Raw genomic sequence first — 14,303 nt, 5'->3', positions numbered from 1 at the left:
GGGGCCTGAGCTGGCCCGACGTCCTGCCAGCCATCGGGCCTGTGGACAAAATCCGGATAACTTGGCAGTCCCCACCCTGTGGACGGGTGATCATCCCGCACTCTGTGGAGAACCCGCCAGCGGAACCGCGCAATCGAACACCCCTGGCCGGTCCCCACCCTGTGCACACTCCGCGTACCGGCCTCCGCGGCCCCGTCGAGGCACTGTTCCGCCGTCCCGCCCCTCTCGGATCCACTGCCGGGAAGGCGCCGGGACGGGAGAAGTCGGGCGCGGCGCGGCGGCGGGAGGGACGCGTGAGGCCGGCGGAGTCCCGAGACGTCGGTCCGGCTCCGGGCGGCCTCCACCGGCCGGCTTCCGGAGGTCACCCGGAACCGGAACCACCGGCCCCCGGAAACGCCGAAGGGCGCCCCGGGAGGTCTCCCGGGGCGCCCCGCACGGCCGTGGCGGCCCGTGTCAGCCGTTCTTGATGCGGTTGGTCAGCTCGGTGACCTGGTTGTAGATGGAGCGCCGCTCCGCCATCAGGGCGCGGATCTTCCGGTCCGCGTGCATTACCGTCGTGTGGTCGCGCCCGCCGAACTGCGCGCCGATCTTGGGCAGCGACAGGTCCGTCAGCTCCCTGCACAGGTACATGGCGATCTGCCGGGCCGTCACCAGGACGCGGCTGCGGGAGGAACCGCAGAGGTCTTCCACCGTCAGGCCGAAGTAGTCGGCGGTGGCGGCCATGATCGCGGGGGCGGTGATCTCGGGGGCGCTGTCCTCCCCGCCCGGGATCAGGTCCTTGAGCACGATCTCGGTGAGCCCCAGGTCCACCGGCTGCCGGTTGAGGCTCGCGAAGGCCGTCACCCGGATCAGCGCGCCCTCCAGCTCGCGGATGTTCCGCGAGATCCGGGAGGCGATGAACTCCAGCACCTCCGGCGGGGCGTTGAGCTGCTCCTGCACCGCCTTCTTGCGGAGGATCGCGATGCGCGTCTCCAGCTCGGGCGGCTGCACGTCGGTGGTGAGGCCCCACTCGAAGCGGTTGCGGAGCCTGTCCTCCAGGGTCACCAGCTGCTTGGGCGGCCGGTCCGAGGAGAGCACGATCTGCTTGTTCGCGTTGTGCAGGGTGTTGAAGGTGTGGAAGAACTCCTCCTGCGTCGACTCCTTGCTCGCCAGGAACTGGATGTCGTCGACGAGCAGGATGTCCACGTCCCGGTAGCGCTTGCGGAAGGTGTCGCCCTTGCCGTCGCGGATCGAGTTGATGAACTCGTTGGTGAACTCCTCGGAGCTCACGTACCGCACGCGCGTGCCCGGGTAGAGGCTCCGCGCGTAGTGCCCGATCGCGTGCAGCAGGTGGGTCTTGCCGAGGCCCGACTCCCCGTAGATGAAGAGGGGGTTGTACGCCTTCGCCGGCGCCTCGGCCACCGCGACGGCGGCCGCGTGCGCGAACCGGTTCGAGGAACCGATGACGAAGGTGTCGAAGAGGTACTTGGGGTTCAGGCGCGCGTGCTGCTCGCCCGGGGCGCCCGCGCCCTGCCCGGAGGACGGGGAGCCGTGCCCGCCGCCCGTGGAACCGGGACCCGGACCGCCGCCCGGCCGGGGGCCGGGGCGAGCGCCGTGCCCCTGCGGTTCGGGCAGCTCGGCGCGCTCGGGCCGCTGCTGCTCGTAGCCGCGGGAGGGCTCGTCGTAACGGGACTGCCGGGACTGCTCGGGGCCGGTGTACGGGGCGCGCTCCTGGTAGCCGCCGAGCCGCTGCTGCTGCCAGGAGAGGTCCTCCTGGGCGCGCGGCCAGGCGCCGGGGTCGGGCCGCTGGGGCGAGGAGTAGTCCGGGTAGGCCGGACGCGCGGCCGGCAGTCCGTCGTCGGGCATCGGCCGGTGTCCGTAGCCCTCGTACTTCTCGTACGGCTCGGAGCGGTCGCGCTCGTCGTAGCGGGGCCGCTGCGACTGTTGTGCGGGGGGCGACGGCGGTGTCTGCTCCCCGACGGAGTCGTCGACGGTGATCGCGATCCGGATCGGCCGGCCGCACTCGCGGCTCAGGGTCTCGCTGATCAGCGGGGCGAGCCGGCCCTCCAGGACGCGCTTGCCCCATTCGTTCGGCACGGCGAGCAGGGCCGTGTCGGCGACCAGGGCGAGCGGCTGACAGCGCTCGATCCACTGCTTGTCCTTGGGCTCGATGCCCTGCTGGCCCTCGGCGAGGAGTTGTTCCAGGACCTGCGGCCACACTGCGGCAAGATCGGCAGGTACGTCAGCCACGGGGCACGCTTTCTCGCAGGTCCCACGATGGTGTGGTTTTCGGGGACGGTGGATCGAAGTCCGCAGGACCGGTCCGTCGAGGACAGGTGAGGACAGAACGGAAAAGATTGTGGAGTCCGCCCACGGTAGTCGGGTCGACTGACACGGTTCAAGTTGTTGTCCACAGGCTGTGCACAATGGGGGACGGCAACGAGCCGGTTTGACCGGATGGCGTAGCCACGCGTACCGTAACCAAGTCGAGTTGTCGATGGCTGCTGCCGCCTGCCTCCGATGGGCAAAGATCACGTTCCGTGGTCGCGAAGCGGTGCACTCGGGCGTATTGCGAGCTTCTCGTGGGCGCACGGTGACAGCCAGGCGATGTCCCGCCACCACCCGAATCATTTCTGGAGCCCCCGAGTGAGCAAGCGCACCTTCCAGCCGAACAACCGTCGTCGTGCGAAGACCCACGGCTTCCGTCTGCGCATGCGTACCCGTGCCGGCCGCGCCATCCTGGCGAACCGCCGTGGCAAGGGTCGCGCGAGCCTGTCCGCCTGATCCACTTAAACAGGTCATGACGTGCTGCCTACCGAGAATCGGCTGAGGCGGCGCGAGGACTTCGCCACCGCGGTACGTCGAGGACGCCGGGCCGGTCGCCCACTCCTCGTCGTCCACCTACGCAGCGGTGCAACGGACCCGCACGCGCCTGGGGAGAGCGCTCCCCCGACGCGTGCGGGTTTCGTCGTGAGCAAGGCCGTGGGCGGTGCGGTCGTACGCAACCAGGTGAAGCGTCGTCTGCGCCATCTCGTCCGCGACCGACTTCCCGCCCTCCCCCCCGGTAGCCTGGTGGTCGTACGGGCGTTGCCCGGAGCCGGCGACGCCGATCACGCACAGCTGGCCCGAGACCTGGACGCCGCTCTTCAGCGGCTCCTGGGAGGGGGCGCGCGATGAAGTACCCGCTGCTGGCCCTCATCAAGCTGTACCAGTGGACGATCAGCCCCCTCCTGGGGCCCGTCTGCCGGTACTACCCGTCGTGTTCCCGCTACGGATTCACGGCCATCGACCGGCATGGCGCGATCAAGGGCACAGCCCTGACCGCCTGGCGCATCCTGCGGTGCAATCCGTGGTCGCCCGGCGGCGTGGACCACGTTCCCCCGCGCAAGCGCCCCCGCTGGCACGAGATGCTGCGGAACGCGCTGCGCGGCGACAAGGGCGGGTCCACCGCCGAGACGAGCCCGGCCGCAGAGACCTCGCCCAATGCTCAAGGAGCCTGATTAGTGGACACGATTGCCAGTCTGTTCAGCTTCATCACCTGGCCCGTTTCCTGGGTCATCGTCCAGTTCCACAAGATGTACGGGGCGATCTTCGGCCCTGACACGGGCTGGGCCTGGGGTTTGTCCATCGTGTCCCTGGTGGTGCTGATCCGCATCTGCCTGATCCCGCTCTTCGTGAAGCAGATCAAGTCGACGCGGAACATGCAGGCGCTCCAGCCGAAGATGAAGGCGATCCAGGAGCGCTACAAGAGCGACAAGCAGCGCCAGTCCGAAGAGATGATGAAGCTGTACAAGGAGACGGGCACCAACCCGCTCTCCTCGTGCCTTCCCATCCTGGCGCAGTCGCCGTTCTTCTTCGCCCTCTACCACGTGCTCTCCGCGATCGCGTCGGGCAAGGAGATCGGCAAGATCGACGGCCCGCTCCTGGAGAGCGCCCGGCAGGCCCACATCTTCGGTGCCCCGCTGGCGGCCAAGTTCACGGACAGCGCCGAGAAGGTCGCCGCGCTGCAGGCGTCGCTGACCGATGTCCGTGTCGTCACCGCGGTCATGATCATCCTGATGTCGGCCTCGCAGTTCTTCACTCAGCGCCAGCTGATGATGAAGAACGTCGACCTGTCGGTGAAGACCCCGTACATGCAGCAGCAGAAGATGCTCATGTACATCTTCCCGGTGATCTTCGCCGTCATGGGCATCAACTTCCCCGTCGGTGTCCTCGTCTACTGGCTGACCACCAACGTGTGGACCATGGGCCAGCAGATGTACGTGATCAACCAGAACCCGACCCCGGGCAGCAAGGCCCAGGACGCTTACCTCCAGCGCCTCCTGAAGAGCGTCGTCCACCACGGCGAGGTCCGCGGCCGTCGCCGGAAGAACATCGTCAAGGTCATCGTCGCCAAGGGCGGGGACCGCAACGAGAACGAGCGCCGCTTCTTCGTGGGCCTCTCCAAGGCGGGCTTCGCCGCCCAGCCCGACGGAAACGTGATCAAGAGCGACACGATCACGGCCGAGGCCGAGGGCGCTGCCGTCGCCAGGCGTCAGCAGCCCAAGCGCCAGACCAAGGCCCAGCGCCAGGCCGCCGCCCAGCAGGCCGCGGCGAAGGACGCCGAGGAAGCCTCCGAGCCGGCCGACACGAAGCCGGTCACCTCGCTCGAGAAGAAGCCCGAGGGCCCGGCCGGGACCGGTGCCTCCGGCGGAGCGAAGGACGAGGCCCAGGCCGACAAGCCCGCACGTCCGAGCCGCGCCAACTCCGGTGGCTCCCGCCAGCAGGGCAAGGCCGGTCAGCGCAAGGGCCAGCAGCGGCCCAAGCACCCGTCGTCCAAGAAGTAAGCCACCCGACGCAAGAAGGAGTCCGTCCGTGACGGAAGGCACCACCTCTGCCGCCGCCGAGGGTGGCGACACCCTGTCCCGCCTGGAGCAGGAGGGCGAGATCGCGGCCGACTACCTCGAAGGTCTGCTCGACATCGCCGACCTCGACGGCGACATCGACATGGACGTCGAGGCGGACCGGGCCGCGGTATCGATCATCAGCGACTCCAGCGGCCGTGACCTCCAGAAGCTCGTGGGCCGTGACGGCGAGGTGCTGGAGGCGCTCCAGGAGCTGACCCGCCTGGCGGTGCACCGGGAGACCGGTGACCGCAGCCGTCTGATGCTCGACATCGCCGGCTTCCGGGCCAAGAAGCGCTCCGAGCTGGCCGAACTGGGTGCCAAGGCCGCCGCCGACGTGAAGTCGAGCGGTCGGCCGGTCAAGCTCGACCCGATGACGCCGTTCGAGCGCAAGGTCGTGCACGACGCGATCGCCGCCGCCGGTCTGCGCAGCGAGTCCGAGGGCGAGGAGCCGCAGCGCTTCGTCGTCGTGCTCCCGGCCTGACCCCTCACGTAGTCTCGGCCCCGTCTGTTCGCAGGCGGGGCCGATCTTTGTCAGCCTGAACACTCAGCCACCACAGTGCGCTCGCACCCACGGGTGCGGTACGGAAGGACGGTTCCCGTGACGGAGGCAGCGGAGCTCCCCGAGGCGCCGGAGCAGGCGCGGACAGTCTTCGGCGAGTACTTCCCGGAGGCCGTTCGGTACGCGGAGCTCCTCGCGGACGCGGGTGTGAAGCGCGGCCTGATCGGCCCGCGCGAGGTCCCCCGGCTCTGGGAGCGCCACCTGCTGAACTGTGCCGTTCTCTCGGAGGTCGTCCCCGAGGGCGTCACCGTCTGCGACGTCGGGTCGGGCGCCGGGCTCCCCGGCATTCCGCTGGCGCTGGTCCGGCCGGACCTGAAGATCACGCTCCTGGAGCCGCTTCTGCGCCGGACGAACTTCCTCCAGGAGGTCGTCGAACTGCTCGGACTCGATCATGTGACCGTGGTCCGGGGGCGGGCGGAGGAGATGCTCGGCAAGATCACCCCGGTGCACGTGGTGACGGCTCGGGCGGTGGCCCCGCTGGACCGGCTGGCCGGCTGGGGCGTCCCTCTGCTGCGTCCGTACGGAGAGATGCTGGCTCTCAAGGGCGACACCGCGCAGGAGGAGCTCGACGGGGCCCGTGCCGCGCTCTCCCGGCTCGGCGTGGTGGCGACGTCGGTCCTGCAGGTGGGCGAGGGAGTCGTCGACCCGCTGTCCACGGTCGTCCGGGTGGAGGTCGGCGAGAGCCCCGGCGGTGTGCGGTTCGCGGCCAAGAGGGCCAAGGCCGCCCGCACGAGCAAGACGCGCCGTCGTCGCTGATCTGCCCCTTGCGTACCATTTCGGAGTGTCGTCCGGCCCCGGCCGGACGGCAGGGGCATGGTGTTTCACGTGAAACATCGCTCAATGCTGCAGGGGATCATCGACCGTGGCCGCGCGGTCACCGCCCCCCGGGACCGTCGACCCCGTGTGAATCCACCCGCGCGGGTGGTGGAGATGTCCACAGAGGTGGATTCCTCCACAGAACCACCTACCTCGCTGGTTCGTGACCCCGAAAGCATGGCAGGCTCTCCTCATCGCGAGCCCGAAGCCGAGGAGAGTGAATCCTTGCGGTCCGACGCCAACATCGCGGGACCGATGACCGACCCGGTCCCCGGTCCCCGAACCGAATCGGCGGGGGAAGACGTTTCACGTGAAACACTTCCCCCGATGGACGACACCCCCGTGGGGAGCGCCGCTCAGCTGGCGGCAGAGGCACTGGGCCGTGCCGGCGAGGGTCTTCCCCGTCCGGCCCGGACGCGCGTGATGGTGGTCGCCAACCAGAAGGGCGGCGTGGGCAAGACGACCACGACGGTCAACCTCGCCGCCTCCCTGGCCCTGCACGGTGCTCGCGTCCTGGTCATCGACCTGGACCCGCAGGGCAACGCCTCCACGGCTCTCGGTATCGATCACCATGCCGATGTCCCCTCTATCTACGACGTCCTGGTGGACAGCAGGCCGCTCTCCGAAGTGGTGCAGCCAGTGGTGGACGTCGAAGGGCTCTTCTGTGCCCCCGCCACCATCGATCTCGCCGGAGCGGAGATCGAACTGGTGTCGCTGGTGGCACGTGAAAGCCGTCTCCAGCGGGCGATCCAGGCGTATGAACAGCCGCTGGACTACATCCTCATCGACTGCCCGCCCTCGCTCGGCCTGCTGTCGGTCAACGCCCTGGTGGCGGGGGCCGAGGTGCTGATCCCCATTCAGTGCGAGTACTACGCCCTCGAAGGTCTGGGACAGCTCCTGAAGAACGTCGAGCTGGTCCGGGGGCACCTCAATCCCACCCTCCATGTCTCGACGATCCTTCTCACCATGTATGACGGCCGCACGAGGCTCGCCTCGCAGGTCGCCGAAGAGGTGCGGACCCACTTCGGCGAAGAGGTGCTGCGAACCAGCATCCCCCGGTCCGTCCGCATCTCGGAGGCGCCGAGCTACGGTCAGACGGTGATCACCTACGATCCGGGTTCCAGTGGTGCCCTGTCGTACATCGAAGCGGCTCGTGAGATCGCCCTCCGGGGCGTCACCGTGAACTACGACGCCCAGCACGCACGTGTGGGGTACCAGAACCATCAGCGCAGCATGTCGGAGGGAATCCAGTGAGTGAGCGACGTAGGGGATTGGGGCCGCGGGGACTCGGTTCGCTGATCCCGCAGAGCGCTCCGTCCCCCGAGTCGGCGGGGGCGTGGACCGGATCGGTGAAGACGGCCGAGCCGAAGCCCCCCGCCGGGGCGTACTTCACCGAGATTCCGATCGAGTCCATCGTTCCGAACCGGCACCAGCCGCGGCAGATCTTCGACGAGGACGCCCTCGCGGAGCTGGTCGTCTCCATCAAGGAGGTCGGCCTGCTCCAGCCCGTGGTCGTGCGGAAGACCGACGGCGACCGCTATGAGCTCGTCATGGGCGAGCGCCGTCTGCGGGCCTCCACGACGGCGGGCCTCGAGCGGATTCCGGCGATCGTCCGGGAGAGCGACGACGAGAAGATGCTCCTGGACGCTCTGCTGGAGAACCTTCACCGGGCCCAGCTGAACGCGATCGAAGAGGCACACGCCTACGAGCAGCTGCTCAAGGACTTCGGCTGCACCCATGACCAACTCGCGGACCGGATCGGCAGGTCCCGCCCGCAGATCACCAACACGCTGCGTCTGCTGCGGCTCTCTCCCCCGGTACAGAGCCGCGTGGCCGCCGGGGTGCTCTCCGCCGGCCATGCGCGCGCCCTGCTCGGCGTGGGGGACCAGGAGGCCCAGGACAAGCTGGCCGCCCGGATCGTCGCCGAAGGGCTTTCGGTGCGCACGGTCGAGGAGATCGTGAGCCTCATGGACTCCGAGGAGCCCGCCGAGACGGCCAAGCCGAAGAAGCCGCGTGCCGGAAGCCGCGTCTCGCCCGCTCTCACGGACCTGGCCACCCGGCTTTCGGACCGCTTCGAGACCCGGGTGAAGGTCGACCTGGGACAGAAGAAGGGCAAGATCGTCGTCGAGTTCGCCTCGATGGACGACCTCGAACGCATCCTCTCGACCCTGGCCCCCGGCGAGGGACGGGTCCTGGAGCAGAAGAGCGCCGAGCGGAGCGCGGCGGGCTGACGCCCGCACCTCACCGGCACCACCCCGGGGGCGGGCCGGGCTCCGGTCTCACCGGAGCCCGGCCCGCCCTTTGCCTGGATGCGGTGTCCTCCTGATCTCCCGGTCGATACGATTTCAAGAGGCGTATCCGTGCGCGAAGGCGAGGGAAGCGAGGATCGGCCGTGGGGCGACGGCTCGTACCGCTCACGCTGGACAACCTTCCGGACCTCCCCACGCGGTGTCGCTCCTGTGTCTTCTGGGAGCTCGACCCGGTCAGCGGCGAGGCCGCGGTGGAGTCGGGGCACCCGGAGGTGGAGAAGGAGTCCTGGATCTCGGCCGTGCTCCTGGAGTGGGGCTCGTGCGGCCGAGTGGTCTACGTGGACGAAGTGCCGGTCGGTTACGTCCTCTACGCGCCTCCGGCCTACGTGCCGCGATCGACCGCCTTTCCGACGAGTCCCGTGGCGGCGGACGCCGTGCAGTTGATGACGGCCTGGATCATGCCCGGCTATCAGGGGCAGGGGCTGGGCAGGGTGATGGTGCAGACGGTGGCCAAGGACGTGATGAGGCGGGGCTTCAAGGCGATCGAGGCGTTCGGGGACGCCCGCTGGAAGGAGCCGGCCTGCGTGCTGCCGGCCGATCACCTGCTGGCCGTGGGTTTCAAGACTGTCAGGCCGCATCACGCCTTTCCCCGGCTGAGACTGGAACTCAGGACGACGCTTTCCTGGAAGGAGGACGTCGAGATGGCCTTGGACCGGCTGCTCGGCGCCGTGCAGAAGGAACCCGCCCTGCGCCCCCTGTGACGACGTACCCGCGGACCGACCCGGAACGCGAAAGCGGCCCGCCCCAGGGGGCGGGCCGCTTCTGTTTCACGTGAAACATTCACACGGACGTTTCACGTGGAACAACGCAGGGGGTCAGGCCTTGGTGGGCTCGACGAAGCCCTCCAGGTCGCGCAGGATGGCCGCCTTCGGCTTGGCGCCGACGATGGTCTTCACGACCTCGCCACCCTGGTAGACGTTCAGCGTCGGAATGGACATGACGCCGTACTTGGCGGCCGTGGCCGGGTTCTGGTCGATGTTGAGCTTCACGATCTCGATCTCACCGTGCTCGGCGGCGATGGCCTCCAGCGACGGGGCGATCTGACGGCACGGGCCGCACCACTCGGCCCAGAAGTCCACCAGAACGGGCTTGTCGCTCTTGAGGACGTCCTCTTCGAAGGAAGCGTCGGTCACAGTCTTGAGGGCCACAGCGGCCTCCTTGATATCGCGGGGTGTGGGTGGGGGAGCAGGCGTGGGTCAGACCACGGGGGTCTCGGCCAGCTTCTCGGGCTCGGCGACCTTCTCGGTGTCGGCGAGGGCGGCCAGGAAGCGCTCGGCGTCGAGGGCGGCGGAGCAACCGGTGCCGGCGGCCGTGATGGCCTGGCGGTAGGTGTGGTCGACGACGTCGCCGGCACCGAAGACGCCCGGGAGGTTCGTGCGCGTCGACGGAGCGGCCACCTTCAGGTAGCCCTCGTCGTCCAGGTCGAGCTGGCCCTTGAAGAGTTCGGTCCGGGGGTCGTGGCCCACGGCGATGAAGAGGCCGGTGACGGGAAGCTCACGCGTCACGCCGGTCTTCGTGTCGCGCAGGGTCAGCCCGCTGAGCTTCTGCTCGCCGTGGATCGTGGTGACCTCGCTGTCCCAGGCGAAGGAGATCTTCGGGTCGGCGAAGGCGCGATCCTGCATGGCCTTCGAGGCGCGCAGGGTGTCCCGGCGGTGGACGATCGTGACGGACTTGGCGAAGCGCGAGAGGAAGGTGGCCTCCTCGATCGCGGTGTCGCCGCCGCCGACGACGGCGATGTCCTGGTCCTTGAAGAAGAACCCGTCGCAGGTGGCGCACCAGGAGACGCCACGGCCGGAGAGCGTGTCCTCGTTGGGGAGACCGAGCTTGCGGTGCTGGGAACCGGTGGTGACGATCACGGCCTTGGCGCGGTGCACGGTGCCGGCGGTGTCGGTGACGGTCTTGATCTCACCGGTCAGGTCCACGGCGACGACGTCGTCGGGAACCAGCTCGGCGCCGAAGCGCTCCGCCTGGGCCCGCATGTTGTCCATCAGGTCCGGGCCCATGATGCCGTCGCGGAAACCGGGGAAGTTCTCGACCTCGGTCGTGTTCATCAGGGCACCGCCGGCGGTGACCGCACCCTCGAAGACCAGGGGCTTCAGCGACGCGCGGGCCGTGTAGAGCGCGGCGGTGTATCCCGCGGGTCCCGAGCCGATGATGATCACATTACGGACGTCGCTCACGGGTTTCTTCCTCGTCTCTGCGGACTGCCACTGCCTAGGGGGGCGGTTGTCTCGGTCGCTCACCCCACCCAACGGATCCTAAGGGGCGTGCATTCCCGGGAGCGCCGCGCGGCACGTGGACGGCGAGGAAAGCGGCTCAGGAGCGCGGGTACGTCCGGCTGAGCAGAACTTCGGCGGGGGTTCCGGCCGTCGTCGGCCGGTCGGCGCAGGAGGCGTCGATCACATAGGCCCGGACCCGCGCGGGGTCGGCGGGGTCCGGGAGGACGAGCAGATAGGCGGGTGTCCCCCGGTACTCACCCCGCTCCTGGCCCAGTACCGGATCGGCGCGTCCGGTGCCGGCCAGGACACAGCCGGGTGCGGCCCCGTCCCTGCTCCGCCGGGGAGCCACTGTTCCGGTGTCCGAGGACAACGATTCGGGTGCGACGTCCTGAGGGGTTCTCGGGCTCTTCTCGCCGGTGAGGAGGGCGTGGACCCGTTCCTCGACCGCCGACCCGGAGAAGGTGCCCGGAGCGGCCTCGGTGAACGCCTCGGCCTTCTTCGTGCCGGTCGCCACTCCCGCGGTGGTCGCGGTGTCCGCCTGGCCGAGGTACAGGCTCGTTCCGAGGGCCACGGCTCCGAAGGCGGCACCGACCGCGGTGAGCAGGGCGATCCGACGACGTCGGGGAACACCGGGGCGTCCCGGCCCGGCGGAGGCCCGAGGGCGCCCGGCGGGCCGGGGCGTGCCCGGGTCGGGCGTCGCCTTCTCGTAAGGGCGCGATGTTTCACGTGAAACGGGTGCGCTGTCGTCCTCGCCCGGCGAGGTGGCGTCGAGGAGGGCTTCGGCGGCGAGGGCGGCGTCGATCCGCCCCGCGATCTCGGCGGGCATCCGGGGCGGGCCGGGCAGGGTGCCGAGCAGTCCTCGGATCTCCTCCAGGGAGGTCTTCACGTCTCCGCAGAGGGAGCAGTCCTCCACATGCCGGCGTACGGCCGCCGACCGGCTCGGCGGGAGAAGTCCCTCGGTCAGGTCGGAGATCTCCGAGACGTCCGGGTGCTGTGTGGTGTCAGCCCTGTCGGCCGTGGAAGTCACGTGCGCCCACCTCCGCCCTTCACAGCAGCTGGACCGGTCGATCCGGTATCCGTCGGACCCGGCACCGCTGGGACGGATGTCCCCGGCGTCCGGTTCCTTCCCCCTTCGGCGGCCCGGCTACTCACGGTGCCCGTGCGCAGATGAGTGACCAGCGGCAGCAGGCGTGCCCGGCCACGTGCGCACCGGCTCTTCACGGTCCCGGCGGGAACGCCGAGGACGCGGGCCGCCTCCGCGACGGGGTACCCCTGCATGTCGACGAGGACGAGGGCGGCCCGCTGGTCGGCGGGGATCGAGGCGAGCGCGGCCAGGACCTCGCGGTGGAGGTCCTGGCGCTCCGCGGGCGCCTCCGCGGATTCGTGGGGGGCGAGGAGCTGCTCGAAGCGGTCGTCGTCGACGACCGGCGAGGTCCTGCGGGAGGCGGTCTTCCGTGCCCGGTCGAGACAGGCGTTCACCGTGATCCGGTGGAGCCAGGTCGTGACGGCCGACTGGCCCCGGAAGGTGTGGGCGGCCCGGAAGGCCGAGAGGAGGGCGTCCTGAACGGCGTCGGCGGCCTCCTCGCGGTCCCCCAGGGTGCGCAGGGCCACGGCCCACAGGCGGTCGCGGTGTCTCCGTACGAGCTCACCGAAGGCATCGGGGTGCCCGGCGACGTGACGGGCCAGGAGCTCCCGGTCGTCGGCGGTCTCGTCTGTCGGTTCGTCCAACGGTGAGCCCCCTCCCCTGCGCGGTCGTCAGCCCAGGACCTTGATTTCCCTCAGCTTGCCGCGGAAACCACCGTCGTTGGCGGGCAACTCGGTGAGCCAGATCAGAACGTAGCGGGTGGTGACCGGTGCGGTGGGCTTCAGCGTCACGTTGTCGCCGGTCCCGGACGCCCGGGTGGTGAACCGGTCGGGCAGGGAGGGGGCCGAGGCGGCGTCGGCGGGAGCGGTCCGCAGTTCCACCGAGGTGCGCCCCAGGAACGAGAGGTCGACCGAGCTGATCTTCTGTGTCCTGCCCAGGTCCAGGACGAGCCCCACGCCCCTCTTCAGCCCGCCGAAGTCGGCGGTGTAGTAGCTGTCGGTGTGCCAGAAGGTGCTGGGGTCTCCGTCGTAGGCGTTCGGTATGGCCTGGGGCTTCTCCACCCCGTTGCCCAGCGGGTCGAAGTCGTGTGCGGAGGAGATGGAGACCGGCTTGGGCGGAACGGGCTTCTCGTCGGACATGACCGTCGGTGCCGTGTCCGGGACCTTCGGGGCCTCCTTCGCCCCCAGGAGCCGGTCGGCGATCTGCCAGCTGCCCAGCCCCAGAGCGGCGATCAAGAGGGCCGAGACGGTCCACTTCAGCGCCCTGCCGGTACGGCTCTGCAGCGGGGGCGGCGGGACGGCGGCGGGCTGGGCGACGGCCGGATGGGGCTGCTGGCGCCCGTACGACCCCTGCTGGTACGTCGTGTGCTGGTATTCGGGAGGGGCGGTGAACTCGGGCTCCGGCGGCTTCACACGGGGCATCGCGGCCACGGCCCTGGCCAGCTCGTCCGGGGTGGTGCAGGGCGGCTCCTGACGCGAGGCGGTGGCCCCGTCGTTGACGAGGGCGCGCATGGCGATCTCGGAGAGCCCCCGGTGGACGCCCGCGCGCACCTGGTCGGGAGGGAGCAGGCCGACGCCCTTGGGAAGCCCGGAGAGGCCGTAGGCGTCGCTCTCGTACGGCCAGCGCTGGGTGAGTGCCGCGTACAGCAGGGCGCCGATGGCCTCGGTGTCGCTGCGCTGGGGACGCTCGGCCGTGATGCCGCGCAGGGCGGCGTTCACGGCCAGGCCGCGAATCCGGTACTGACCGGTGGAACTGCGCAGGACCGCGCTCGGCGTGAGCCGGAGGTGGGAGAGGCCCTCGCGGTGGGCGGCGGCCATGGCCTGGGACACCTGGCTGACGAGCTGGTAGGCGTCGTGGGCGTCCAGGGGGCCGAGCGCGAGCAGCGCGGTCAGCTCGACGGAGTCGGGCAGCCACTCGTGCACGACGTACACGAGGTCGTTCTCCTCGACGGCGTCGAGGACCTGGACGAACCGGGGATCGCCGAGGAGGGCGGCGGAGCGGGCCGCGGCCAGGACCGAACGCGCGCGGGGGTGGTCGGCGGGCAGCAGGTGGACCCCGACGGCACGCCGCAGCTTCTCGTCGACGGCGCGCCAGCTGCTGAAACCGTCCAGTCGGGTGACGCACTCCTCCAGCCGGTAACGCCTGGCCAGCTTGTGGCCGCTGTGCAGCTCCGGAACCGCGAGGGAAGGCTGTTCGCCGCTCTGTCGTTCGCCCGCCTCGTTGTCCGTGGCCTCGGCGGTCTTCTCCGCCGCTTTCTGCTTTTCCGCCACCCCGTCGGCCGCGGCCTTGCCCGCCTTCGCGGTCAGCGGGTCGTCACCGCTGTTGTCGGCCACGTCGACGGCAGCCGTGCTACGTTCCGCCACCGTCGTTCCTGCCTCCCCATTCGTTGCGCCACATCCAACAGCCAAGCCAATTGTGCCCACAGTCGGACGCCATGCACGACACGCGGTT

15 protein-coding genes are annotated in these 14,303 nt (G+C 69.8%); 9 read left to right on the top strand and 6 right to left on the bottom strand.

From position 1 onward, the window contains the following. Window positions 1-453 precede the first annotated feature (453 nt). Window positions 454-2,229 (bottom strand): chromosomal replication initiator protein DnaA, encoded by a 1,776-nt coding sequence (dnaA, locus tag ACZ6AQ_RS22880; protein ID WP_468761801.1) that lies wholly within the window; start codon window positions 2,227-2,229, stop codon window positions 454-456. 396 nt (window positions 2,230-2,625) lie between these two features. Here dnaA and rpmH point away from each other — a divergent pair, with 396 nt between their 5' ends. The 9 genes from rpmH (at window position 2,626) to ACZ6AQ_RS22835 (ending at window position 9,250) form a co-directional block, all read left to right on the top strand. Continuing rightward, the gene (gene rpmH, locus ACZ6AQ_RS22875; protein WP_006381191.1) at window positions 2,626-2,763 is read left to right on the top strand and encodes a 50S ribosomal protein L34; all 138 of its coding nucleotides are present in this window, start codon (window positions 2,626-2,628) and stop codon (window positions 2,761-2,763) included. Window positions 2,764-2,784: 21 nt separating this feature from the next. Beyond that, window positions 2,785-3,156, top strand: a complete 372-nt coding sequence (gene rnpA / locus ACZ6AQ_RS22870) for a ribonuclease P protein component (protein ID WP_468761799.1) — start codon at window positions 2,785-2,787, stop codon at window positions 3,154-3,156. After that, the gene (yidD, locus tag ACZ6AQ_RS22865) at window positions 3,153-3,479 is read left to right on the top strand and encodes a membrane protein insertion efficiency factor YidD (RefSeq protein ID WP_053640024.1); all 327 of its coding nucleotides are present in this window, start codon (window positions 3,153-3,155) and stop codon (window positions 3,477-3,479) included. The genes rnpA and yidD overlap by 4 nt, the downstream gene beginning before the upstream one ends. Before the next feature lie 3 nt (window positions 3,480-3,482). Next, window positions 3,483-4,805 (top strand): membrane protein insertase YidC, encoded by a 1,323-nt coding sequence (yidC, locus tag ACZ6AQ_RS22860; protein WP_468761797.1) that lies wholly within the window; start codon window positions 3,483-3,485, stop codon window positions 4,803-4,805. A 28-nt stretch (window positions 4,806-4,833) separates the two neighbouring features. Further along, entirely contained in the window at window positions 4,834-5,346 is a 513-nt protein-coding gene (locus tag ACZ6AQ_RS22855) for a Jag family protein (RefSeq protein ID WP_468761795.1), read from the top strand. 117 nt (window positions 5,347-5,463) lie between these two features. Beyond that, window positions 5,464-6,180, top strand: coding sequence for a 16S rRNA (guanine(527)-N(7))-methyltransferase RsmG (gene rsmG / locus ACZ6AQ_RS22850; RefSeq protein ID WP_388695130.1), 717 nt, complete (start codon window positions 5,464-5,466; stop codon window positions 6,178-6,180). A 237-nt stretch (window positions 6,181-6,417) separates the two neighbouring features. Beyond that, window positions 6,418-7,494 (top strand): ParA family protein, encoded by a 1,077-nt coding sequence (locus tag ACZ6AQ_RS22845; RefSeq protein ID WP_468761906.1) that lies wholly within the window; start codon window positions 6,418-6,420, stop codon window positions 7,492-7,494. After that, window positions 7,491-8,471, top strand: a complete 981-nt coding sequence (locus tag ACZ6AQ_RS22840) for a ParB/RepB/Spo0J family partition protein (protein WP_468761793.1) — start codon at window positions 7,491-7,493, stop codon at window positions 8,469-8,471. Before ACZ6AQ_RS22845 ends, ACZ6AQ_RS22840 begins: the two co-directional genes overlap by 4 nt. A gap of 161 nt (window positions 8,472-8,632) precedes the next feature. Continuing rightward, the gene (locus ACZ6AQ_RS22835; protein WP_388695138.1) at window positions 8,633-9,250 is read left to right on the top strand and encodes a GNAT family N-acetyltransferase; all 618 of its coding nucleotides are present in this window, start codon (window positions 8,633-8,635) and stop codon (window positions 9,248-9,250) included. 114 nt (window positions 9,251-9,364) lie between these two features. Here the strand turns inward: ACZ6AQ_RS22835 and trxA are convergent, their stop codons facing one another. From trxA to ACZ6AQ_RS22810, 5 genes are all read right to left on the bottom strand, one after another. Continuing rightward, a complete protein-coding gene (gene trxA / locus ACZ6AQ_RS22830; protein WP_030321223.1) occupies window positions 9,365-9,697 on the bottom strand; it encodes a thioredoxin in 333 nt (110 codons plus the stop codon). A gap of 48 nt (window positions 9,698-9,745) precedes the next feature. After that, on the bottom strand, window positions 9,746-10,729 hold the full coding sequence (gene trxB, locus ACZ6AQ_RS22825) for a thioredoxin-disulfide reductase (RefSeq protein ID WP_388695141.1): 984 nt from the start codon (window positions 10,727-10,729) through the stop codon (window positions 9,746-9,748). A gap of 136 nt (window positions 10,730-10,865) precedes the next feature. Beyond that, window positions 10,866-11,795 (bottom strand): hypothetical protein, encoded by a 930-nt coding sequence (locus tag ACZ6AQ_RS22820; RefSeq protein ID WP_468761791.1) that lies wholly within the window; start codon window positions 11,793-11,795, stop codon window positions 10,866-10,868. Next, entirely contained in the window at window positions 11,792-12,496 is a 705-nt protein-coding gene (sigM, locus tag ACZ6AQ_RS22815) for an RNA polymerase sigma factor SigM (RefSeq protein WP_468761789.1), read from the bottom strand. Before sigM ends, ACZ6AQ_RS22820 begins: the two co-directional genes overlap by 4 nt. Before the next feature lie 27 nt (window positions 12,497-12,523). Continuing rightward, the gene (locus ACZ6AQ_RS22810; protein ID WP_468761787.1) at window positions 12,524-14,215 is read right to left on the bottom strand and encodes a protein kinase family protein; all 1,692 of its coding nucleotides are present in this window, start codon (window positions 14,213-14,215) and stop codon (window positions 12,524-12,526) included. Window positions 14,216-14,303: the final 88 nt, after the last annotated feature.

The organism is Streptomyces sp. NPDC041191 (assembly GCF_055591945.1).
The sequence above is the reverse complement of the archived record's forward strand: the minus strand, read 5'-3'. Positions and strand labels throughout refer to the sequence as shown.